Annotated in this window: 18 protein-coding genes; 11 read left to right on the top strand and 7 right to left on the bottom strand. The window is 67.5% G+C overall.

The features are described from left to right. Nucleotides 1–15: 15 nt before the first annotated feature. From JTE92_RS06025 to JTE92_RS06015, 3 genes are all read right to left on the bottom strand, one after another. Nucleotides 16–993, bottom strand: coding sequence for an AraC family transcriptional regulator (locus JTE92_RS06025; RefSeq protein ID WP_084254618.1), 978 nt, complete (start codon nucleotides 991–993; stop codon nucleotides 16–18). Nucleotides 994–1,529: 536 nt separating this feature from the next. Then, nucleotides 1,530–2,585 carry a porin gene (locus tag JTE92_RS06020; protein ID WP_084254619.1) on the bottom strand — a complete coding sequence of 352 codons (1,056 nt, stop codon included), beginning with the start codon at nucleotides 2,583–2,585 and terminating at the stop codon, nucleotides 1,530–1,532. Nucleotides 2,586–2,730: 145 nt separating this feature from the next. Further along, nucleotides 2,731–3,720, bottom strand: coding sequence for a Bug family tripartite tricarboxylate transporter substrate binding protein (locus tag JTE92_RS06015; protein ID WP_063239336.1), 990 nt, complete (start codon nucleotides 3,718–3,720; stop codon nucleotides 2,731–2,733). A gap of 395 nt (nucleotides 3,721–4,115) precedes the next feature. On the opposite strand from JTE92_RS06015, the gene JTE92_RS06010 reads away from it, so the two are divergent. After that, a complete protein-coding gene (locus JTE92_RS06010) occupies nucleotides 4,116–4,832 on the top strand; it encodes an FCD domain-containing protein (RefSeq protein WP_063239337.1) in 717 nt (238 codons plus the stop codon). A gap of 46 nt (nucleotides 4,833–4,878) precedes the next feature. Here JTE92_RS06010 and JTE92_RS06005 read toward each other — a convergent pair whose 3' ends face one another. Then, complete coding sequence (locus JTE92_RS06005) at nucleotides 4,879–5,262, bottom strand: RidA family protein (RefSeq protein WP_063239338.1); 384 nt, start codon at nucleotides 5,260–5,262, stop codon at nucleotides 4,879–4,881. Then, nucleotides 5,250–6,140: an alpha/beta hydrolase gene (locus tag JTE92_RS06000; protein ID WP_147318612.1), complete on the bottom strand. Its 891-nt coding sequence runs from the start codon at nucleotides 6,138–6,140 to the stop codon at nucleotides 5,250–5,252. Before JTE92_RS06000 ends, JTE92_RS06005 begins: the two co-directional genes overlap by 13 nt. Before the next feature lie 346 nt (nucleotides 6,141–6,486). On the opposite strand from JTE92_RS06000, the gene JTE92_RS05995 reads away from it, so the two are divergent. From JTE92_RS05995 to JTE92_RS05950, 10 genes are all read left to right on the top strand, one after another. Further along, the gene (locus tag JTE92_RS05995) at nucleotides 6,487–6,789 is read left to right on the top strand and encodes a hypothetical protein (RefSeq protein WP_063239340.1); all 303 of its coding nucleotides are present in this window, start codon (nucleotides 6,487–6,489) and stop codon (nucleotides 6,787–6,789) included. 313 nt (nucleotides 6,790–7,102) lie between these two features. Beyond that, nucleotides 7,103–8,314 carry a CaiB/BaiF CoA transferase family protein gene (locus JTE92_RS05990; protein ID WP_063239341.1) on the top strand — a complete coding sequence of 404 codons (1,212 nt, stop codon included), beginning with the start codon at nucleotides 7,103–7,105 and terminating at the stop codon, nucleotides 8,312–8,314. 24 nt (nucleotides 8,315–8,338) lie between these two features. Next, nucleotides 8,339–9,502: an acyl-CoA dehydrogenase family protein gene (locus JTE92_RS05985; protein WP_063239342.1), complete on the top strand. Its 1,164-nt coding sequence runs from the start codon at nucleotides 8,339–8,341 to the stop codon at nucleotides 9,500–9,502. A gap of 19 nt (nucleotides 9,503–9,521) precedes the next feature. Beyond that, complete coding sequence (locus JTE92_RS05980; RefSeq protein ID WP_063239343.1) at nucleotides 9,522–10,535, top strand: acyl-CoA dehydrogenase family protein; 1,014 nt, start codon at nucleotides 9,522–9,524, stop codon at nucleotides 10,533–10,535. Nucleotides 10,536–10,542: 7 nt separating this feature from the next. Continuing rightward, nucleotides 10,543–11,721: a thiolase family protein gene (locus tag JTE92_RS05975; RefSeq protein ID WP_063239344.1), complete on the top strand. Its 1,179-nt coding sequence runs from the start codon at nucleotides 10,543–10,545 to the stop codon at nucleotides 11,719–11,721. A 10-nt stretch (nucleotides 11,722–11,731) separates the two neighbouring features. Then, nucleotides 11,732–12,502, top strand: a complete 771-nt coding sequence (locus JTE92_RS05970; RefSeq protein WP_063239345.1) for an enoyl-CoA hydratase/isomerase family protein — start codon at nucleotides 11,732–11,734, stop codon at nucleotides 12,500–12,502. Nucleotides 12,503–12,521: 19 nt separating this feature from the next. Next, entirely contained in the window at nucleotides 12,522–13,667 is a 1,146-nt protein-coding gene (locus tag JTE92_RS05965; RefSeq protein WP_063239346.1) for an acyl-CoA dehydrogenase family protein, read from the top strand. After that, entirely contained in the window at nucleotides 13,664–14,761 is a 1,098-nt protein-coding gene (locus tag JTE92_RS05960) for an acyl-CoA dehydrogenase family protein (RefSeq protein ID WP_063239347.1), read from the top strand. Before JTE92_RS05965 ends, JTE92_RS05960 begins: the two co-directional genes overlap by 4 nt. A gap of 56 nt (nucleotides 14,762–14,817) precedes the next feature. After that, entirely contained in the window at nucleotides 14,818–15,588 is a 771-nt protein-coding gene (locus JTE92_RS05955; protein WP_063239348.1) for an SDR family NAD(P)-dependent oxidoreductase, read from the top strand. A gap of 7 nt (nucleotides 15,589–15,595) precedes the next feature. Next, nucleotides 15,596–17,740: an acetate--CoA ligase family protein gene (locus JTE92_RS05950; protein ID WP_063239349.1), complete on the top strand. Its 2,145-nt coding sequence runs from the start codon at nucleotides 15,596–15,598 to the stop codon at nucleotides 17,738–17,740. Between the two features lie 44 nt (nucleotides 17,741–17,784). Here the strand turns inward: JTE92_RS05950 and JTE92_RS05945 are convergent, their stop codons facing one another. Next, nucleotides 17,785–18,723 (bottom strand): LysR family transcriptional regulator, encoded by a 939-nt coding sequence (locus tag JTE92_RS05945; protein ID WP_063239350.1) that lies wholly within the window; start codon nucleotides 18,721–18,723, stop codon nucleotides 17,785–17,787. A gap of 182 nt (nucleotides 18,724–18,905) precedes the next feature. Beyond that, on the bottom strand, nucleotides 18,906–19,661 hold the full coding sequence (locus tag JTE92_RS05940; RefSeq protein ID WP_063239351.1) for a 3-hydroxyacyl-CoA dehydrogenase: 756 nt from the start codon (nucleotides 19,659–19,661) through the stop codon (nucleotides 18,906–18,908). Between the last annotated feature and the right edge of the window lies 1 nt (nucleotide 19,662).

Genomic DNA, 19,662 nt, shown 5'->3' with positions numbered 1-19,662 from the left:
CAGCGCGCGGAAGCGTCAGGGCGCCGATGCGTCGCGTTGGTATTGAGTGGGCGACACGCCAATCCAGCGCTGGAACGCGCGTGAGAATGCTTTTTCGGATGTATAGCCCGTGGCTTCGGCGACATCGGCAATCCGTGCGCGCGGCTGGCGCAAGCGTTCGGCAGCCAGGTTCATGCGATAGGCGCTCAGGTACTGCATCGGCGGCACGCCTAGCAGCGCACGAAAGCGGTCGACGAATACCGTGCGCGACAGGTACGCCACAGCAGCGAGCTGGGCGATGCTCCAGCCCCGTTGCGGCTCTTCCTGCATGGCGGCAACCGCGCGCGCGATGCCGGGGTCGTCGAGGACGTTCGGCGTGCCCTGACGCGCGGTCGCGGGCGTGCGCAGATACTCGCCCAGGATATGCACGAGCAGCAGGTCGCCCATGCGTGCCGCGGACAACTGCCAGCCCGGGCGCTGGGCCAGCGAGTCCTGCACCAGCAGTTCCATCGTGTTTGCCAGCGTGTGCGCCAGCGCCAGCTCATCGGCACGCAGCACGATCAGCGGTGGCAATTCCGCCGGGATGGTGCCCACGTCCAGCGCGGGCATCCATAGGTGCAGGGAGAACAGTTGCGTGGGTGGGGTGTCCGTGCTGCCCTTGCTATCCGCCCCATATGTCAGTTCGATCGGATGGTCGCCATGGCGGCCAATCATGTGCGCCTTCAGCAGATCGGCGAAGGGCACGACGCGATCACCGGGGTCGCGTGTCGATGACACCGTATGCGGGGTGCCGCGCGGCAGCATGACAATATCGCGTGGTGCGATCTCGACAGGTGTGCCGCCGTCGGGGCAGATCCAGTATCCGGGTCCGGTACACATGCGGATTAGCGCCCCCTCGGTGCCGGCCGAGTGCAATGCCCATGGTGCGTGGAGCCGGAAGCTTGCTGTCACGGCGCGTTCCGCCTTGCATGCGGAAAGGATTCGGCTCAGGACGTCATGCGGTCCGGGATTCATCGTCGGGAAAGTGGGGGTGGAGGCGCGGGCCCTGGGATTCTAGCTCAGCGTCTTCGACGGTTCCTGCGAATGTCGGCTTTGGCCGATTTTGGTCATTGGCGCGATGAAGGTCAGACGGCAGAAACTGGCTGGGAACTGCCGCACCGTATTACGCCCGCCGACAAAGGCTTCGCGATTTTCTTGGGTGTTCCGCGTGCGCCCCACCGCAGAGCGCCACGCCAATCGTTGGCGCGGTCTCCTATTCGTAGCCAATTCTTTCAGTGAAAACTGTCAGGTTGGCGATGGGACCGATTCGTCAGATAGCGGTGCGGGTAAGTGTTGGCCAGGCGCAGGCGCGAGCGCAAATGCCGCGCGGCATTCGTCGCCAGTCCTAACCGCACTTCGACATCGGGCGGCCGACGCGAATCGCTGTCGGTACATCCTGCGCGAGCGCCACAAGTACAGCGTCCCTGACGCGAGGAAATGAAAAAAGCCCGATGCGAGCTCGCACAGGCATCGGGCAGGAAGGCCGGCGCACGGGAGGCGCCGGGTGGTAGTCAGAAAATGTGGTTGATGCCGAGGTTGAATGCGCTGTTGCCGGCGCCGGCGTTGCCGACATCGTTGGCATTCCAGACCCGATAGAAGCCGCTCGAAGCCGTGTTCGACGCGCGGTTCCAGATATGCGCGTATGAGGTGTAGAGGCTGGTGCGCTTCGACAGGCGATGCACGTAGCCGACCGCAAGCTGCTGCGCATCGTTGTTTGCCGCGGTCCGGTCGTTCTTGCGGATGTACGACAGGATCACGCGGCCGGCGCCGGCCGGGATCATGGCGCCGACCAGCACGTCTTCGGACTTGTAGTTGGGCGTGCCGGGGACGATGGCGCCGCGGTTGATGACGTAGTTGAAGTAGCCGGTAGCCGGACCGAAGTTGTACTTGGCGCCGAAGAAATATTCGCGTGCGTTCTTGCCGGGGCCGTTGGCATCCTTGGCATCCGCATAAGCCACGCGTCCCATGAAGTCGCCACCGGTGTACCCCAGCGATGCGCCGACCTGGCTGTTGGTGCCGGTGCTGCCAGCGACTTCGCCAAAGCCGTATGACACTTCGCCGTCCACGCCGCCGAGCGTCTTGGGCAGGTTGTACTTGACCAGGTTGTCGGCGCGGTTGCTGCCGCCGCGGCCGCCCGCGGAAATCAGGTTGGCGGAGGTGCCGGCGAGTCCGGTCACGAACGGGTCGAACTCGACCTGCGCTAACGCCAGCGTCGTGTATTGCCGACCCAGGGTCAGCCGCCCCGGCGTTCCGTCCAGTCCGGCGTAGGCCTGTCGGCCGAACAGCAGGCCGCCCTGGCCGGAGGCGCCGGTATCCATCAGGATGCCGGCCTCCAGCGTGAAGAACGCCGCCGTGCCGCTGCCCAGGTCTTCCCTGCCGCGCATGCCCACGCGCGAACCGGCCATCATGCCGCTGGTGACCTTGGTGACCGATCCGGCGGCGGCGCCGTTCTCATGGACCAGGCCGACATCTGCCACGCCATAGAGGTTGACGCCGGAAGACTGAGCCCATGCGCCATGCGTGCCCAGCGCTGTCAGCGCTGCCGCCACGATCCTTGTCCGTTTCATTCGACCGCTTCCTTCTTGGATTAATTTCCAAATTTTTTTGATATATATAAATTCAGGATTTGGGCGAACGAGGTCCTCCGGCGGAGCGCCGGTTGCGAGCCAAGTCAGGATTTTTTCGTTCGCCCGCCGCCCCGCAGGCGCAGGGTCAGTCGGCCTGGATGCCGAATTCCCTCACCAGCTTGCCATAGCGTGCGTAGTCGTTGGCAATCAGCGTGCGCAGCGTGGCGGGGTCGCCGCCGACCGGCGTGGTGGCAATGGTGGCCATGCGCGCGACCACGTCCGGCATCTTCAGGATCTCGTTGAAATGCTTGTTCAGCGAGCCGACCAGCTCGGGCGCCATGCCCTTCGGCCCCACCACGGCTTGCCATGCGCCGACGTCTACGTCCTTGTAGCCCAGCTCGACCAGCGTCGGGACATTGGGCGCAAAGGGCGAGCGCTTCTGGTCCGCCACGGCGAGCGGGGCCAGCTTGCCGGAAGCAAAGTACTGGGAGACCGGGCCCAGCGTCGAAAACATCATCGGCACCTGCCCGCCCAACAGGTCGACGATGGCGGGCGCACTGCCGCGATACGGGACTTGCGCAAGCTTCACGCCGGCCGACTTGTTGAACAGCTCGCCAAGGATATGCATCGGCGAGCCATTGCCCGGGCTGGCATAACTTTGCAGGCTGCCCGACTTGGCGCGCGCCACCAGATCAGAGACCTTGGTGACGCCGGCTTCCTTGTTCACGATGATAAACAGCGACTGCTTGCCAAGTTCGATGATGGGCGTGAAATCCTTCTGCGGATCGTAGCTCGCACCGGTGCCCGGCTTCAGCACCAGCGGCGCAATCGCAAGCGTGTTGGGCGCGAACAGCAGCGTGTATCCGTCCGCGGGCGCCTTGGCCACGTAGGCGCTGCCGATGGTCCCGGCCGCGCCGGTGCGGTTCTCGACCACCACCGGCTGGCCCAGGCGCGCGGTCAGTTTCTCGGCGAAAAGGCGGGCCAGTACATCGGTATCGCCGCCGGCGGGATAGGCCACCACCAGCGTGACCGGCCTGGTGGGATAGCCGCCTTGCGCCGCGGCAGCACCGGTTGCCAGTACGGCAGCCATGGCCGTCACCGCAAGCAGCGCCCGGCGTCGTGTAGGTGTCTTCATGTTGCTCAAGCTCCAGAAAGTGCTTTGTGGTTCGCTGGATATCGTCCTGAGATCGTCGCGGTGTGGGCAGACCAGGCGCTCCCTGCATTTCGTCTCATATACAAAACGTTGTTTCAACCAAGTTGCAAGGAAATTATAAATTCTGTGAGTTCGAATAAAAGATGGCGTTTACCCTGCCGGCGTCAGGCTGACGGGTCGCGTGGATTTCTCTGCGCTCTCGGTCCCAACTGGCTATCACCCAGCGAAATAGTGCAAAATTTCGTTCCTGTGGGTAAATTTATGAAATTTCTGGCTTTTTATAGTGCTGGGCCAAATGAGGCCCGGTCCCGGCGGCCTGACGCGCAGATCCGATCCGGCGACTCTACCCACGCCACCGCTAACCCTTGACTACCCTCATGCGGACTTCCGACTTGCCCAACCGGCCGCAGGACGCCAGAACGGCTCCAACCCAGACCATTTCCGAGAAGGCCTACCAGCTGGTACGGTCAGACATCATTGCGGGCAGACTGGCGCCTGGCGAAAAGCTCCGCCTGCAAGCGTTGCAGGACCGCTATGAACTCGGCCTCAGCCCGATCCGCGAGGCGCTGATGCTGCTGTGTGGAGAGGGACTGGTCAGCAATGAAGGGCAGCGCGGCTTCAGCGTGTCGAAGCTCTCGCGCAGCGACGTGCTCGACCTGATGCATGCCCGCACCTCGATCGAGCTGCAGTTGCTGGCCGATGCCATCGAGCATGGCGACGACGACTGGGGCGCGAACATCATGGCGGCGTACTACAAGCTGACCAAGGCGCGGCTGCCGGCGGATGCGTCGGACACCGTCGCGGTGGAACTGTGGGAAGCGGCGCACCGGCGCTTTCACCGCGCGCTGGTCGCGGCGGCAACGTCGCAGTGGCTGCTGCGCATCGATGAACAGCTGCTCGACCACTCGGAGCGCTATCGCCGCATCCGCCTGGCCTCGCCGGGCCCGGGCGCGCGGCTGGCCGACGACGTGCAGAAAGAACACCTGGCCCTGATGGAGGCGGTGCTGGCGCGCGATACCGAGAAGGCATCGACGCTGCTGCGGCAACACCTGATGCGCACTGCGGAAGCCCTCAGCAAGCGCTTTGCCGAATAGCCGGCGGGGCGGCGGCAGCGACTGCAGTGCCCGCGTGGCCCAGGCCTCAGGTTCCGTCGGGCAGCGCGATATAGGCCACGATCTCGATGCGCATGCCGGGCACCAACAGGGCCTTGGCGACCACGGTCGAGCGGTTGGGGTAGGGCGCGGCAAAGAACTCCCGATAGACGGCATCGACAATTGCCACATCTGTGGCATCCACCAGCGTGATCAGCACCTGCGCCACATCGTGCAGTGCCGCGCCGGCGGCCTCGGCCGCACGCTTCAGGTTGGCGAAGGTCAGGCGCGCCTGCTGCGCGATCTCGCCGGTATCGACCGTGCCATCGTCATGCACCGGCCCGTGCGCGGTAAACACCAGCCCGGCCGCGCGGGTCGCCCAGGAAAACGGCTGCGCCGGCGTGGGCAAGCCGGTTTCGACTAGATGGGGCATCGCGAAGTCTCCCTGACAAGTTGCGCAAGCCTGCCGTACCACGGATGGGCGGGGTCCGACAGCGCCGTATGCGTGCGGAAATGATCCTCGCCGGCCAGCATGTGGCACGACACGGCTGCCGGCTGCAGCTTCAGCATCTGGTACAGGCTGCGGTTTGAGCGGATCACCCGCTCGCTGTCATGTTCGCCGTAGCTCAGCACCATCGGCACCGTATTGCCCGCGGCCCACGTTTGCGGGCTCATCGCCGCGTCGTGTTCGGGCGTATCGATCAGGTCCGTGTACACCCGGGCTTCAAGGCTGCCGTGCGCCGGACAGGGGTGCTGTAGGTTCATGATGCCGCTGATCGGCAGGCAGCCGCGGATGGCCTGGTGGTCGACACCTGCCGTTGCCAGCGCCGGCCTGCGCATTGCCGCCATGGCCGCAATGCCGCCGCCAGCCGAATGGCCGGAGAGGTAGATCCTGGAAGGCGCGCCGCCATGGCTGGCAATGGTCCGCAGCACCGTGGCCAGCAGCAAGGCCGCATCGTCGAAGGCAGCCGGGAGCCGGTGGGCCGGTGCCAGCCGATAGGTGGGCGTCACCAGCACCAGCCCCATGCCGGTCACGATCGGCGCGAGAAACGCGACGTATGCCTTGTATCCGTTGGTCCACCCGCCGCCATGCCAGAACACCAGCACGGGCGCATCGCGCAGGCCGGCTGTCGTGAAGACATCGAAGCGCTGGCGCGGGTCGGCGCCATAGGTGAGGTCGCGCACGGCGATCACGCTATCCGGGAGGTGCGTCGCCCAGTCGAGGACGGTGCGTTCATAGGCCATCGCGTTCGGGGGCAATGGTGGCTGGGCGGGCTCTGGCCCGCTCACGGTCTGGTCGAATGGTGTCACGTTGCTTGCGTACCGGCGCGGACAGGGCGCCGGTGCTGGTGGTCATTAAAAAAATATACATTGAAATGTAACATGCAAGCAATACATAAATTTATAAATTATGGCAAAGGCGAATAAAGCACTTGGACGCAGCCCGCACTGGATGTGGGCGAGCGCGCGGCCACCCGCTACAGCTTTCCTACTACGCCGGCAGTAACAACGGCTCCGCGCCCGCTACCTCCCTTGGTGGAACAGAAGCCGGTCTCCTAGCATAGACACACTGGCCAAGCGACCGACAATGCAGGGTACGCCTGCTGTGACGGTTACGAGTCAAGTCGCCGTTACAACGCTTCAGGAGGAAATGGATATGTCTGCCACAAGAATTGAGATGTGCGACCACGATGGCGACGGAGTACTGACCATCCGAGATGACGGCGCCGCATTCTCAGGAGTCGCGCTCGAGCTTTCGAATCTCTTCGGTGAAGACGTGGTCGCGGATATCGACAAGCACCAACTGCTTGAATGGTGCGAGCGGGTCGCGGCCCACCTTCGCAATCAAGGCATTACGCCAGACGAGTGCGCTCCCGCGGGCCACGTCAACAAAACCAGTCAAAGCCGGACGAAAGAGCAGCCTGGCGTCGAGGAGCTCGTGCAGTCGGCGGCATCCTGATTCTGACGAAGCGAGACGCCCTGCCGGTAGCAGGGCGTCTTTTCTCTGGCCCATTGTTTAAGCACCTCCTGATACCAGAAGTGCCCGGCACGGCAGGCCGCCATTGCGCTGCGGCAAAGCCGAGATTGCCCTGGGACGCCCCGGCAATCTCCGCTCACCGGTGCCACCACTGCAATGCCAACCAATACATCCAATGTATCGGTTGACATACCGAAAGTATTTTTCCGCCGGACTCCCGATCCGTACCATCGCCTCATCGATTTCGAGGAGACGACATGAGTCCGGCAGCATCGCACAGGAACGGGAGGGCGCAATGACAGGCCCCCTCCAAGGCGTTCGCATCATCGACATGACCACGGTCCTGATGGGGCCGTACGCCACGCAGATCCTCGGCGACCTCGGTGCCGACGTGATCAAGGTCGAACCTCCCACGGGCGACACCGTCCGCGACGTGGGTTACCGCCGCAACGACGGCATGGCGGGCATTTTCCTGCACGTCAACCGCAGCAAGCGCAGCATCGTGCTGGACCTGAAGCAGCCCTCCGGGCGCGATGCGCTGCTGCGCCTCGTGGCCGACGCCGACGTGCTGGTCTACAACGTGCGTCCGCAGGCGATGGCGCGGCTGAACCTGGGTTATGAGGAAATCGCCAAGGTCAATCCCGGCATCCTGTACGTGGGCCTCTACGGCTACGGCCAGGCCGGTCCCTATGCGGCAAAGTCCGCCTATGACGACCTGATCCAGGGCGCCGTGGCCATTCCCACGCTATCGCAGCTTGCGGGCGCCGAGATTCCGCGCTACGCGCCCAGCCCCATCGCCGACCGCATTGTCGCGCTCGCCGCCGTGAACGCCATCACCGCGGGCCTGTACCACCGCCTGCGCACCGGCGCAGGCCAGTCCGTTGCGGTGCCGATGTTTGAAACGATGGCGCAGTTCGTGCTCGGCGACCATATGGGCGGGATGACGTTCGACCCGCCGCTCGGCCCGACCGGCTATGCGCGCGTGCTTGACCACAACCGCCGCCCGTACCGCACCAAGGACGGCTACCTCTGCGTGCTCGTCTACAACGACAAGCAGTGGCGCAAGTTCTTCGCGCTGATCGGCAAGCCGGGCCTGATGGACAGCGACCCGCGCTTCGCCACCATCGGCGAGCGCACGAAGCATATCGACGAGCTGTACCGGATGGTTGCCGAGGTGATGCCCACGCGCACCAGCGCCGAGTGGATGGCGCTGCTGGAATCCACCGACATGCCGGTGATGCAGCTCCACACCGTCGATTCGCTGATGGCCGACCCGCATCTGGACGCCGTGGGCTTTATCGACATGGTCGAGCACCCGACCGAGGGCACGATCCGCTCGATGGCCATTCCGTCGCAATGGTCCGGCACGCCGCCGAAAGTGGAGCGCCAGGCCCCGCGCCTTGGCGAACACAGCGCGCAAGTGCTGGCCGAAGCCGGCTTCAGCGCCGACGAGATCCGCAAGCTCGCGGAAGAGGGCGTGACGCTGATCGCGCCCGCCACCGAGTAATACCCCAGATTCCGGAGTTTCATCGTGACTGCAAGTCTCGAATCGTTGCCGCTCGTCGCCATCCCGCCGGCGGACGAGGCGCTGCGCGGCCCGATCCGCGCCTTCCTCGAAGCGAAGCTGGCCGACGTGCCGACGCATATCCGCGCCCGCACCTGGATGGGCTATGACGCCGACTTCAGCCGCGCCCTCGCAAAACAGGGCTGGCTCGGCCTTGCCCTGCCAAAAGAGTATGGCGGCGCCGGCCGCAGCGCTTTCGCGCGCTTCGTGCTGGTGGAGGAGCTGATCGCCGCCGGCGCGCCGGTGTCGGCCCACTGGTTCGCCGACCGCCAGACCGCGCCGCTGATTCTGAAGTTCGGCACGCCGGCACAGCGCGAGTTTTTCGTGCCGCGCATGGTGCGCGGCGAAATCTTCATGTGCATCGGCATGAGCGAGCCGGACACCGGCTCCGATCTCTCCAGCGTGCGCACGCGCGCCGTGCGCACTGAAACTGGCTGGCGCCTGAACGGCCGCAAGATCTGGACGACCAATGCCCACCGCACGCAGTACATGTGCGCGCTGGTGCGCACCTCCGGCCAGCACGGCGACCGCCACAAGGGCCTGTCGCAGGTGCTGATCGACCTGAGCCTGCCCGGCATCAGCTATCGCCCCATCAAGGACCTCGCCGGCGACGCGCACTTCTGCGAAGTCGTCTTCGAGGACGTGGACCTGCCCGCCGATGCCATCGTCGGCGAGGAAGGCTCGGGCTGGAAGCAGGTGACCGCGGAACTGGCCTTCGAGCGCAGCGGACCGGAGCGCATCCTGACCAGCCAGCTGCTGGCCGAGACGTGGCTGGCCGAAGTGCGTGCGTCGGGTCTCGCCGTGCCCGATGCGGTGAAGGTCATTGCCGGCCGCATCGCCGGCCGCCTGGCGGCGCTTCGCACGATGTCGCTCGCCGTGGCCGACCTGCTCGACAAGGGCCAGAACCCCGAGACCGATGCCGCCTATGTGAAGGACCTCGGCACCGAGTTCGAGCAGACCGTGCCGGGCTGGATCGCCTCGGCCATCGAGCAGATGCCGGACTTCGCGCCGTCGGAGACGCTGCAACGCGCGCTTGCTTACATCACGCAGCTTTGCCCGAGCTTCTCGCTGCGCGGCGGCACCCGCCAGATCCTGCGCGGCATCATCGCCCGCTCGCTGGGCCTGCGCTAAGACATTACCGGAGACGACCATGACTGATTCCCTCCTGGAAGGCTTCGAGCGCGCGCTCGCCGACCTGTGCGCCGACGAGGCGGTACGCCGCAGCGAAGCGGGCGAAGGCGCCGCCGCGCAATGGGCTGCCATCGACGCGCTCGGCTACACCGACGCCCTCGTGTTCGCCGAGTGCGGCGGCGCCGGGCTGTCGCTTCCTGAAGCCTTCCCGCTGTTCCTCGCCGCCGGCCGCGCCGGCCTGAGCCACCCGTTCGCCGAAACCGCCATCGCCCGTGCCATGCTGGCCAAGGCGGGGCGCGAGAGCGCGGGCGAGTGCATTGCCATCGCTCCCGCTGCCGCTGGCGGCCAGCACATCATCTGCCGCAACGTGCCGGGCGGCGCGCTCGCCGATCTCGTGCTGACGCAGTGGCGCGGCGAATGGCTGCTCTTGCCGGTGAGCGCCGCGATGCACACGCCGGGCATCTACCGCCCGCTGGCATCGGCCTCGCTGCAATGGCAGTCGGCTGACGCCGCCGTCTTCCGCTTCCGCGATGACGACGCCGACATCCTTGCCGTCTGCAACGCCGCCCAAGCCGCCGGCATGGCCGGCGCGATGCAGCGCGTGCTGGCGATGAGCGTGACGTACGTCAACGACCGCCAGCAGTTCGGGCGTGCGATCAGCCAGTTCCAGGCCATGCAGCAGGAACTGAGCGTGATGGCCGAGCAGGCCAGCTCGTCGGTGTTCGCCGCGCGCCTGGGCTGTGCGGCCGACGGCTGGCTGCCCGATCCGCTGCGCGCCGCGTCGGCCAAGCTGCGCGCCTGCGAGGCGGGCGAACGTGTCGCGGCCATCGCCCACGCCGTGCATGGCGCCATCGGCATCACCGAGGAACTGGCGCTCGGCCTGTTCACGCGGCGCCTGCATGAATGGCGCAGCGTCGGCGGCAGCGAGAACGCCTGCGCCAAGCTGCTCGGTGACGCGCTGTTCGCACAGCGCGGCGCGTCGAGCCAGGTGATCCTCGACTTCGCGCGCACGCAGCTCGCCTTCCACGCCTGAGGCCACCATGCAGAACAACAAGGAATCCATCGTCATCGTCGGCGCGAAGCGCACGCCGATCGGCGCGTTCAATGGCTCGCTGTCGGCGTTCAAGGCGCCGGAACTTGGCGCCGTCGCCATCCGCGCTGCCGTCGCGCAGGCGGGGGTCGATCCGGCCTCGGTCGATGAAGCCATCATGGGCCTGTGCCTGTTTGCCAACGTCGGCCAGGCGCCGGCGCGGCAGGCGGTGCTCGGCGCCGGGCTGCCCACGTCGACGCCGGCCACCACCATCAGCAAGATGTGCGGCTCGGCCATGAAGTCCGTGATGCTCGCGCATGACCTGCTGCTCGCCGGCACCTGCAACGTGGCGGTGGCGGGCGGCATGGAGTCGATGACCAACGCGCCGTACATCGTCCCGCGCGGCCGCTACGGCTATCGTCTCGGGCACGGGCAGTTCCTCGACCACATGTACTGCGACGGCCTGGAGGACGCGTACGAAGGCCACCTGATGGGCTACTACGCCGATCTCGCCGCCGAGGCGCGCGGCATGGGCCGCGAGGCGCAGGACGCATATGCCCGCGAGAGCCTGCTGCGCGCGCAGGCGGCGGTCGCCGAAGGGCGCTTCCGCGACGAGATCGCGCCGGTCACGCTCAAGCGCGGCGGCGAGTTTGCCGAGGACGAGACGCCGGGCCAGTGCGATGCCGCCAGGCTGCCGAAACTGAAGGCCGTGTTCCGCGACGGCGGCTCGGTGACGGCCGGCAATGCCTCGTCGATCTCGGACGGCGCCGCTGCGCTGGTGCTGATGCGTGAAAGCGATGCCATGCGCCAGGGCCTTGCGCCGCTGGCCCGCATCGTCGCCCACGCCACCCACGCCAACCCGCCGCAGCAGTTCGCCGATGCGCCGGTGCTCGCCGCGCGCCGCGTGTTCGACAAGGCCGGCTGGACCGCGCGCGACGTCGATCTCTATGAAGTCAACGAGGCGTTTGCCGTGGTGACGATGATCGCGCTGGAGGAACTGGGCATTGGCCACGACCGCCTCAACGTCAACGGCGGCGCCTGCGCGCTCGGCCATCCGGTCGGGGCGACCGGCGCCCGCCTGCTGGTGACGCTGGTCCACGCGCTGCAGCAGCGCGGCCTGAAGCGCGGGCTCGCCAGCCTGTGCCTGGGCGGTGGCGAAGCCACGGCCGTCGGCCTCGAACTGTGCTGAGGAGCCGGCCATGAGCGTTCTGCATCGCATCGAGAACGGCGTCGGCTGGCTGACCATGGACCGCCCGGCGGCCATGAACAGCCTGAACCGCGAGATGGCGGCCGCCATGACCGCGCAACTCAAGGCATGGCGCGACGACCCGGCCGTGCGCGCGGTGGTGCTCACCGGCAACGGCCGCGCGTTCTGCGCCGGGGCCGACCTCAAGGAAGTGGCCGAGCCGCCGGTGACCGGCGAGCCGGACTTCCTCGACGTGGTGGTCGGCTTCGTCGACACGCTGCGCGCGTTTCCCCGGCCCGTCATCGCTGCCGTGAATGGCCTGGCGCTTGCCGGCGGGCTGGAAACGGTGATGGCCTGCGACCTCGTCCTTGCGGCCGAGAGCGCGAAGCTGGGCGACGCGCATTCGAACTTCGGCGTGTTCCCCGGCGCGGGCGGCGCGGCGGTGCTGCCGCGCAAGGTGCCTGTCAACGTGGCGCGCTGGCTGCTGTTCACCGGCGCGAGCTTCACCGCCGCGCAGATGGAGCGCTTCGGCCTGGTCAACGAAGTCGTGCCGGACGCCGAACTCGCTGCCCGCGCGCAGGCCGTGGGCGAATTGCTCGCGGCCAAGAGTCCGCTGGTCCTCGCGCGCATGAAGCGCGTGGTGGCCGAGGCCGCCGATAAGCCGGTCGCCGACGCGCTCCGTCAGGAACTGCTCGAATTGCGCAATCACCAGCGCTCCCATGACATGCGCGAAGGCTTGCTTGCCTTCGCCGAAAAGCGGCAGCCCGTCTTCAAGGGCTGCTGAACCGACCCAAGGATCCATCATGGACTTGCTCTACTCGGAAGAGCACAAGACGTTCCGGCAGGAAGTGCGCGACTTCCTCGCCGCCAACCTGCCGGACGACCTGCGCGAGCGCCTGCGTGCCGGCGGCTTCGCGACCAAAGACGACAACGCACTCTGGCAACGCACGCTGAACCAGCGCGGCTGGGGCGCGCCCGCGTGGCCGAAGGCATTCGGCGGCGCCGGCTGGGATGCCGACCGCCAGCGCATCTTCGCCGACGAATGCGCCGCCGCGCCGGCACCGACGCCGCACCCGTTCAACATCACCATGCTGGGGCCGGTGCTGATCCACTTCGGCTCCGACGCGCAGCGCGAGTATTTCCTGCCGAAGCTGCTGAACGCCGACATCCAGGTCTGCCAGGGTTTCTCAGAGCCGGGCTCCGGGTCGGACCTGGCCTCGCTGAAGACCACGGCCGTGCGCGAGGGCGACGCGTACGTGGTCAACGGCCAGAAGATCTGGACGAGCCAGGCGCATTACGCGGACTGGGCCTTCTGCCTCGTGCGGACCGATGCCGGCGCGGTGAAGAAGCAGGCCGGCATCTCGTTCCTGCTGATCGACATGAAGTCGCCGGGCATCACCGTGCGCCCGATCATCAGCATCGACGGCCGCCACAGCCTGAACGAAGTCTTCTTCGAGAACGTGCGCGTGCCGGCCGCCAACCTGGTGGGCGAGGAAAACAAGGGCTGGAGCTACGCCAAGTTCCTGCTCGGCCACGAGCGCGCCCATATCGCCGGCATCGGCCGCAACAAGGAGCGCGTGGCCTGTGCCAGGGCGCTGCTGGCGAAGATGGAGGACGAGGGCTACCCGGAGGCGACGCTGGCAGCCTATCGCGGACGGATCGCCATGATCGAAGCCGACCTGCATGCGCTGGAAGTGACGCAACTGCGCGTGCACGGCGGGCACGCCGATGCCAAGCTGTCGCCGATGCTGAAGGTGCGCGGCAGCGAGATCTTCCAGGCCATCACCGACCTGCTCTGCCGGATGACCGGCACCGGCTCGCTTCCCGCCGACGGTCCCGATGTGACGCTGACCCGGTCCTACCTGTACTCGCGCGCCGTCTCGATCTTCGGTGGTACCACCGAAGTGCAGAAGAACATCCTTTCCGCTTCCCTCCTGGACCTGTCATGAACCTGCAACTCAACGACGTCCAGCAGCAACTGCAGGACAGCCTGGGGCGGCTGCTGGCCCGCGAATACGACTTCGGCCGCCGCCAGCAATACGCGGCGTCCGATGCCGGGCATTCACCCGAGGCGTGGGTGCAACTGGCCAGCCTGGGCGTGACGGCCGCGGCCATCGGCGAGGCGCATGACGGCTTCGGCGGCGACGCCGTCGACCACATGATGATCTCCGAGGCGCTCGGCAAGTGCCTGTCGCTGGAGCCGTATCACGGCACCGTGGTCATGGCGGCCACGGCCATCGAACAGCTCGGCTCGCCGACGCAGCAGTCCAGCCTGTTGCCGCGGATCGCGCGCGGCGAGCTCCAGGTGGCGTGGGCACATGGCGAATCGGTGCCCGGCCGCGTCGCCACGCGCGCGGCCCATGGCGTGGATGGCTGGCGCCTGTACGGCACCAAGCGCTGCGTGCTGCACGGCACCGGGGCGGATGACTTCCTCGTGAGCGCGCAGGCGCCGAATGAAGGCGTCCAGCTCTTCCTGGTCAATGCCCGTACCACGGGCGTAGGCATCGCCGGCGGCCGTCTGATCGACGGTACTCCGGCGGCGGACCTGACGCTGGACGACGCCGAGGGCGAGCGGCTTGGCACGCTGACGCCCGCGCTGCTGACCCGTTTGCTGGAAACCGGCATCAGTGCCGCCTGCGCCGAGATGGTCGGCGCGATGGACGGCGCCTGCGCGCTCACCGCCGCGTACCTGAAGACGCGCACGCAGTTCGGCCGGGTGATCGGTGCGAACCAGGCGCTGCAGCACCGCATCGTCGACATGCTGGCCGCGCTGGAGCAGAGCCGCAGCATGTCGGTCTCGCTGGCGCTTGCGCTGGCGGGACGCAATGACCTGACCGGCGCCGCGGTGCCGGCCCACGCGGCCAAGGTGCTGGTGACGCAGAACGCGCGCCACGTCGCGCAGGAAGCCATCCAGCTGCACGGCGGCATCGGCATGACCGAGGAGTACGCGGTGGGGCACTACCTGCGCCGCATCCTCGTGCTCGACCAGCTGCACGGCGACATGCAATACCACCTCGGCTACCTGGAGCGGCGCGCCGCCTGATCCGGCGGGCCGCGCCACCCCAAAGCAATACCCCATACATCCCAAGGAGACACACCATGTCCGACATCATGTCCCTGGCCGGCAAGGTCATCATCGTTACCGGCGCCGCACAGGGCATCGGCCGCGCCACCGCCGAACTCGCGCTGAACCTCGGCGCCAGGGTCTGCGTGGTCGACCTGCAGCGCGAAGCGATCGAGGCGTTCGCCGCCGAGCATCCCGACCATGTCCAGGCCTATGCCGGCAACGTGGCCGATCCCGACTTCGTGTCGTCGTCCGTCGAGCATGCGGTGTCCCGCTTCGGCAAGGTCGATGGCCTGGTCAACTGCGCCGGCATCGTGCGCGCCGCGATGATCGAGAACATGACGCTGAAGATCTGGCACGACGTGGTCGACTGCCACCTGACCGGCGCTTTCCTCTGGCTGCAGGCGGTGGGCTCGCGCCTGGTCGAGCGCGCCAAGGCGGGCGAGAAGGTACAGGGCTCGATCATCAACGTCTCGTCCGATGCCGGCCGCCGTGGCTCGGTCGGCCAGATCAACTACGCATCGGCCAAGGCCGGCATGCTGGGCATGACCATGAGCGCCGCGCGCGAGTGGGGCAAGTACGGCGTGCGCACGAACTCGGTCTGCCTGGGCATGGTGGAAACGCCGATGACCGAGACCATCCGCGGCGAGCGCTTCCGCGACACCTACCTGGCGATGATCCCGATGGGCCGCTGGGCGCAGCCGGAAGAAATCGCCGCGCCGATCTGCTTCCTGCTGTCCGACGCCGCCGGCTACGTGCTGGGCCAGCACATCGGCGTGAACGGCGGCCTGCACATGGCGAGCTGAGGGCGGCATGTCGACACGCGATCTCTATACCCATGCGCAACTGCGGCGCCTGTTCCATCCGCGCACCATCGCGGTGGTCGGCGCCACGCCGAACGCGCGCTCATTCGCCGGCCGGGCGATGGCGAACCTGCAGCAGTTCGACGGCAAGGTGCTGCTGGTCAACCCGCGCTACCCCGAGGTGAACGGGCAGGTCTGCTATCCGTCGCTGTCGGCGCTGCCCGAGGCACCCGACTGCGTGCTGATCGCCACCGCGCGCGAAACGGTGGAGCCCATCGTGCGCGAGTGCGCGGGGCTGGGCGTGGGCGGCGTGGTGCTGTTCGCGTCGGGCTATGCCGAGACCGGCCACCCGGAGCAGATTGCGGAGCAGGCACGGCTGGTCGCCATCGCCCGGGAAAGCGGCATGCTGCTGCTCGGACCGAACAGCATCGGCTATGCGAACTACATCAACAATGCGCTGGTGTCCTTCACGCCGCTGCCCGCGCGTGGCGGCGAACTGCCGGCCCATGCGATCGGGCTGGTCAGCCAGTCCGGCGCGCTGGCGTTCGCGCTGGAGCAGGCGGCCAACCACGGCACGGCGTTCAGCCACGTGTTCTCGTGCGGCAATGCGTGCGATATCGATGTGACCGACCAGATCGCCTATCTTGCCGGCGACCCCTCGTGCGCGGCGATCGCGTGCGTGTTCGAAGGGCTGTCCGACGCCAGCCGGATCATCCGGGCGGCGGAAGTCTGCGCGCAAGCCGGCAAGCCGCTGGTGGTCTACAAGATGGCGCGCGGGACGGCGGGCGCCGCGGCGGCCATGTCGCATACCGGCTCGATGGCGGGTTCCGACCGCGCCTACAGCACGGCGCTGCGCGAGGCCGGCGTGGTGCAGGTCGATACCATCGAGCAGCTCGTGCCGACGACGGTGTTCTTCGCCAAGGCCCCCCGGCCGACGACGTCCGGCGTGGCGATCGTCTCGGGTTCGGGCGGCGCGGGCATTGTCGCCGCCGACGAAGCCGAGCGTTTCGACGTGCCGCTGCCGCAGCCGTGCGACGCGACCCGCGCCGTGCTCGAATCGCACATCCCCGATTTCGGCGCCGCGCGCAACCCTTGCGACCTGACCGCGCAGGCGGCCAACAACTTCGACTCCTTCATCCAGTGCGGCGACGCGGTCTTCGCCGATCCCGCCTACGGCGCTGCTGTGGTGCCGCTGGTGGTGACCGGCGACGGCAACGGGCGACGCTTCCAGGTGTTCAACGACCTGGCCGTCAAGCACGGCAAGATGGCTTGCGGCCTGTGGATGTCGAACTGGATGGAAGGGCCGGAGGCGGTCGACTCCGAGGCGCTGCCGCGCCTGGCGCTATTCCGCTCGGTCTCGCACTGCTTCGCGGCGCTGGCCGCGTGGCAGGCCCGCGAGCAATGGCTGCTGTCGCGCGCCATGCCGCAGGCGCCGCGCCTGACGCATGCCTCGGTGGCCGCCGACGCCCGCGCGCGCATCCTGGCCGCGCCGGCCGATACGCTGACGGAGCGTGAAGCCAAGGACGTCCTCGCCATGTACGGCGTGCCGGTGGTGGGCGAGTCGCTGGCGGCTAGCGAGCAGGACGCCGTGCGCGCCGCCGATGCCTGCGGCTATCCGGTCGTGCTGAAGGTCGAAAGCCCCGCCATCCCGCACAAGTCGGAAGCGGGCGTGATCCGCCTCGGCGTGAAGTCGGCGCAGGAGGTTGCCGTCGCGTACCGCGAGGTCATGGCGAATGCGCGCAAGGTGACCACCGACGACCGCATCAACGGCGTGCTGGTGCAGAGCCAGGTGCCGACCGGCATCGAGATTCTGGTCGGCGCTCGCGTGGACCCGCACCTTGGCGCATTGCTGGTGGTGGGGCTGGGCGGGGTGATGGTCGAGCTGATGCAGGACACGGTTGCCACCATCGCGCCATGCTCGGCGCAGCAGGCGCGCGCCATGCTGGAACAGCTGCGCGGCGTGGCGCTGCTGAAGGGCTTCCGCGGTGCGGCGGGCGTGGACATGGAACTGCTGGCGGAAATCGTTGCCAGCCTTTCCGAGTTCGCGGCGGACCAGCGCGACGTGATCGCCGAGTTCGATCTGAACCCGCTGATCTGCACGGCGGAGCGCATCGTGGCGGTGGATGCGCTGATCGAACGGAGGGTGGGGGGCTGACGGCTCCCTCCGGGCCGGCGGGATTCCCCCCGGCCCGGAGACATTCAGGCGGCGACGCGAAGCGGCGCTTCGACCGCCGCCTCCTGGCTGGCTGGCGCGGTGACCTCGTGCGCCAGTGCCACGAAGTTCCGGGTGGTCACGTGCATGCCTTCGGGCAGCGTCGCCAGGGCGATGCCGAATTCCATCTGCGCCGGCAGCCCGGTCAGCGGAACATGCCGGATGCCTTCGCCGCCCAGCCGGGCGGTGGACGCCGGCACCAGCGCCACGCCGAGCCCGCTCTCGACCAGCGCGAGGATGGTAGGCACCTGCACCGCTTCCTGCGCGATCGGCGGCTGGATGCCGGCCACCTGGAACGCATGCATCATCAGCGAATGCATCGCCGGCACGCGGGCCTGCGCATAGACGATGAACGGCGTGTCGCCGAGCTCGGACAGCGCGACGTGCTCGCGCCGCGCCAGCGGCGAATCGGCGCTGACGGCAAGCATCATCGGTTCGGACTGCAGCAGGTCGATCTGCAGCGGCGTCTTGGCGAGCACGGGATAGCGCACCAGCGCGACATCGAGCATGTGTTCCTCGACCGCACGCAACAGGTCGACCGTCGTCGATTCCTCGATGATCAGCTCCACGTGTGGATACCGGCTGCGAAAGGCCCGGATCAGCCGCGGCATCAGCGAATACACCGACGAGCCGACAAAGCCCACGCGCACCTTGCCGCGCACGCCGTTCTCGCCTTCGCTGGCCGCATGGCGGATCTCGTCGGCGAAGAACAGCGTGCTGCGCATCTGCCGCAGCACCAGCTCGCCCACCGGCGTGAGCGTGAGGCCGGACGGGTGGCGGTCGAACAGCGTCACGCCGAGTTCCTCTTCCAGCTTGCGGATGGCCGTGGACAGCGGCGGCTGCGCCATGCACAGGCGCTCGGCGGCGCGGTGGAAGTTCAGCGTTTCGCTCAGCACCAGGGCCTGGCGCATCTGTCGGAGGTCCATCTTGGGAGTTGCGTTATCTACGATATGTGGTTGAAGAATACGAATTGTCGCAGGATAAGGCAACAAGATTCGGGTATTTCCCGATCGGGTTGCGTAGCGTCGCGCACTTTGACGGGCGCAGAAATGCATCGGGGCGGCCTTGGCCGCCCCGTGTTGTTTTCAGGCCTCCTGCCTGCGCCGCCTTACTTCGGCTGCATCCGGATCGCCCCGTCGAGACGGATGACCTCGCCATTCAGCATCGGGTTGCCGACCACGGCCTCCACCAGCCGCGCATATTCGGCGGGACGGCCTAGGCGCGAGGGGAACGGCACCATCCTGCCCAGCGCGTCGCGCACGGTTTCGGGCAATCCCAGCAGCATCGGCGTTTCGAAAAGACCCGGCGCGATGGTCACGCAGCGCACGCCGTCGCGCGCCAGGTCGCGGGCGATGGCCAGCGTCATCGACGCCACGCCGCCCTTCGACGCGGCATAGGCCGCCTGTCCGATCTGCCCCTCGAACGCCGCCACCGACGCGGTGTTGACGATGACGCCGCGTTCGCCGCCGGCATCGGGCGCGTTGCCCACCATCGCCGCGGCGGCGAGGCGGATCATGTTGAAGGTGCCGATCAGGTTGATGCGGACGGTGCGCTCGAAGGCGTCGAGCGGATGGGGGCCGTCCTTGCCGACCGTCTTGCACGCGGGTGCCACGCCGGCGCAGCTCACCAGTCCGGCCAGCCGGCCGAGCGCGGTGGCGGCGTCGACGGCGGCGCGGCCGTCGGCCTCGCTGCTCACATCACAGCGTACGAAGCGGCCGCCCAGTCCGGCCGCCAGCGCCTCGCCGGCAGGGTTGATGTCGGCGATGACGACCTTGCCGCCCGCGGCAGCAAGCATGTGCGCGGTGGCTTCGCCGAGGCCCGAGGCGCCGCCGGTGACGAGGAAGACGTTGTTGCGGATGTCCATG

The organism is Cupriavidus oxalaticus (assembly GCF_016894385.1).
Lineage (GTDB): Bacteria > Pseudomonadota > Gammaproteobacteria > Burkholderiales > Burkholderiaceae > Cupriavidus > Cupriavidus oxalaticus.
Note: the sequence above shows the minus strand (reverse complement) of the source record. Positions and strands in the feature narration are given on the sequence as shown.